The organism is Allobosea sp. NPDC003192 (genome assembly GCF_050275675.1).
Taxonomy (GTDB): domain Bacteria; phylum Pseudomonadota; class Alphaproteobacteria; order Rhizobiales; family Beijerinckiaceae; genus Allobosea.
In genome coordinates, this window is sequence record NZ_JBNNPK010000049.1 from 1 (window position 1) to 2,594 (window position 2,594).

Annotated in this window: 3 protein-coding genes; all 3 read right to left on the reverse strand. The window is 67.9% G+C overall.

All coding sequences use genetic code 11. From position 1 onward, the window contains the following. Positions 1-1,568, reverse strand: a 1,568-nt coding sequence (locus ACQKLX_RS29810; protein ID WP_427365171.1) for an ABC transporter ATP-binding protein, incomplete at its 3' end; no start/stop codon positions are given. Beyond that, positions 1,565-2,383, reverse strand: coding sequence for an ABC transporter permease (locus tag ACQKLX_RS29815; protein ID WP_427365172.1), 819 nt, complete (start codon positions 2,381-2,383; stop codon positions 1,565-1,567). The genes ACQKLX_RS29815 and ACQKLX_RS29810, both read right to left, overlap by 4 nt. Continuing rightward, the coding region (locus ACQKLX_RS29820; RefSeq protein ID WP_427365173.1) for an ABC transporter permease subunit at positions 2,380-2,594 on the reverse strand (215 nt) is incomplete at its 5' end. The genes ACQKLX_RS29820 and ACQKLX_RS29815, both read right to left, overlap by 4 nt.

Genomic DNA, 2,594 nt, shown 5'->3' on the forward strand with positions numbered 1-2,594 from the left:
AGCTTTCTGGTGTAGGGGTGCTGGGGATTGTCGAAGATCTGGTCGCGGGTGCCTTCCTCGACGATGCGGCCGTCCTGCATGACGACGACGCGATCCGAGACCTGCTCGACCACGCCGAGGTCGTGGCTGATGAACAGGCAGGAGAAGCCGTGCTTCTTCTGCAATTGCGCGAAGAGCTCCAGAACCTGCGCGCGCACGGTGACATCGAGCGCCGAGACCGGCTCGTCGGCGATGACGAAGCTCGGCCGGCGGATGATGGCGCGGGCGATGGCGACGCGCTGGCGCTGGCCGCCGGAGAGCTCGTGCGGGTAGCGCTCGGCGAAGCCGTCGCCGAGGCCGACCTCGCCCAGGACTTCGGCGAGCCGCGCCTTCTTCTCGGCCGCGCCCATGCCCTTGACCAGCCGCAGGGGCTCAGCGACGAGCTCGCCGATGGTCATGCGCGGATCGAGCGAGGAATAGGGGTCCTGGAAGACCATCTGGCAGTTCAACCGGTAGTCCCAGAAGGCGGCGTCGCTCCTGTCGATCGGCTTGCCGTTGAAGCGGATCTCGCCGCCGCTCGGCTTGAGCAGGCCGGCGATGGCATGGCCGAGCGTGGTCTTGCCCGAGCCCGAGCCGCCGACGACCGAGACGACCTCGCCCGGCTTCACGTTGAGGCTGATGCCGTGCAGCGCGCGCTTGCCCTGCTCCTTGCGGAAGAAGCCCTGGCGGCCGCCATAGTCGACGACGAGGTCGTCGACCGAAACGAGCGGCGTTGCGGCGTCGGGCAGTTCGCGCGCCGGCTCGCGATGCGGCATCGCGGCGAGCAGCTTGCGGGTATAGGGGTGCTGCGGCCGGGCGAGGAGGTCCTCAGCTTTGCCGTGCTCGACGACATCGCCCTGGCACATCACGACGATGCGGCTGCAATAGCGCGCGACCATGCCGAGATCGTGCGAGATCAGCAGCACGGCGGTGCCGTTCTCCTTGGTCAGGTCGACCATCAGCTCCATGACGTCGCGCTGGACGACGGCGTCGAGGGCGGTGGTCGGCTCGTCGGCGAGCAGCAGCGCCGGCTTCAGCAGCATCACCGAAGCCAGCATGATGCGCTGGCGCATGCCGCCGGAATACTGGTGCGGATAGGCGTTGAAGGCGCCTTCGGGATCGCGGATGCCGACGCGGCGGAGCATGTCGAGGATGAGCTCGCGCCGGCCGGCGGCGTCGAGCTTGCGATGCAGTGCGAGACCTTCTTCAAGCTGCCGGCCGATCAGCATGGACGGGTTGAGCGAGGTCATCGGCTCCTGGAAGACCATGCCGACCCTGGCGCCGCGGATCGCCCGCAGGCGCTTTTGGGCCATGGTCGTGACCTCTTCGCCGTCGAAGCGGATCGAGCCCGAGATCAGGCGCACCGCCGGCGGGATGAAGCCCATCACGGCGCGGGCGGCGAGCGTCTTGCCCGAGCCGGATTCGCCGACGATGCCGACGATCTCGCCGGGCGAGACGCAGAAGCTGACATCGTTGACGACGGTGCGGCCGCTCGCTCCGATCCTCAGCGTGAGGCCGTCGACTTCGAGCAGAGGTTTGCTGGAGGTCATCGCGCACCCCTCATCCGTGGGTCGAGCTTGTCGCGCAGGGCGTCGCCGAGCAGGTTGATGCCGAGCAGGGTCAGCGAGATGGCGAGGCCGGGAAAGATGCCGAGCCAGACCGCCTGGCCGATGTAAGGCCGCGAGCCCGCCAGCATGTTGCCCCAGGTCGGAGCCGGCGGCGGCACGCCGAGGCCGAGGAAGGAGAGCGAGCTTTCGGCAAGCAGCACCCAGCCGAACATCGAGGTCGCCAGCACGGTCAGCGGCGCGATGCAGTTGGGCAGGATATGGCGCAGCATGGTGAAGCCCTCCGAATTGCCCATCACCCGCGATGCGGAGATGAACTCGCGCTCGCGCAGCGACAGCACGGTGCCGCGCACGATGCGGGCGACCGAGGGCGCATAGGCGATGCCGAGCGCCAGGATGATCCCGTATTTGTTGGCGCCCACGACCGCGAGCAGGCCGAGCGCCAGCAGGATGCCGGGGAAGGCGAGCAGCGCATCGTTGAAGGCCATGATGGTGCGGTCGACCCAGCCGCGGACATAGCCGGAGAACAGGCCGATCACCGTGCCGAGCGAGACGGCGAGCGCGACCGTCAGCAGGCTGATCCAGACTGAAGTTGCGGCGCCGGCCATCAATCGCGAGAGCACGTCGCGGCCGAACTCGTCGGTGCCGAGCCAGTGCATGCCTGAGGGCGCCGCGAGCTTGGCGCGGAAGGAGAGCTTCAGCGGGTCGAACGGCGTCCAGACCGAACTGACCGCCGCGACGAGGCCGAGGAAGCCGATCAGCGTGCCGCCGACCAGGGCGTTGGGAGCAGGGAACTTCATTGCGCCGTCACCCGGGGATCGAAGATCGGATAGCAGAGGTCGATCACGAGATTGACCAGCACATAGGTGAAGGCGACGAAGAGCATGCAGCCCTGGATCACCGGGTAGTCGCGGGCGAAGATCGAATCGACCAGCAGGCGGCCCAATCCGGGGATGGTGAACACCGTCTCGACGACTGCGATGCCGCCCAGGAGATTGCCGAGGACGAGGC

Bases quoted from the DNA above. Each gene is read 5' to 3' on its own strand.
- ACQKLX_RS29815 (WP_427365172.1), bottom strand. From the start codon at position 2,383: ATGAAGTTCCCTGCTCCCAACGCCCTGGTCGGCGGCACGCTGATCGGC.